The sequence below is a fragment of the Flavobacterium sp. genome, from assembly GCF_003525665.1.
Classification (GTDB): Bacteria; Bacteroidota; Bacteroidia; order Flavobacteriales; family Flavobacteriaceae; genus Flavobacterium.
This window is the reverse complement of sequence record NZ_DQDX01000005.1, coordinates 1-399: the sequence shown is the minus strand read 5'-3', so window position 1 is coordinate 399 and position 399 is coordinate 1. Positions and strand designations below refer to the sequence as shown.

Genomic DNA, 399 nt, shown 5'->3' with positions numbered 1-399 from the left:
TTAACGATTTTTGATTTTAGAATTTTTTAAATACCTATAAAGAAACACTATTAGAGTAAATTCAAACATTTTAATTAAAGCCGAAAGTAACATTTCCCACCAACTAATTCCAATCATGGTCCAACTACTTGGCAAATAATCTCTATAGAATGAAGTATAAAAAATCACAAAACGCTCAAATGTTACAATAAAAGAGATGGAAATAAATAATCTGAAAATTAAAAATTTTCTAACTAATTTTATTCTTAGCAACTGTGTTAATAGAACCCAAAAAAGTGGCTGTAACCATAAGCCAAAAGAATATTTCCCTGTTAATCTTTGGATAAATTGTATTTTTTGCTCTTCATCCATTTCAATAAAATAATTAAAAATAGATGCTGAAAACCAAATAATTCCATA

At 25.6% G+C, this 399-nt stretch carries 1 pseudogene; it reads right to left on the bottom strand.

The features are described from left to right. Positions 1-399, bottom strand: a pseudogene (locus tag DIU01_RS00410) (hypothetical protein); the annotation flags it as partial.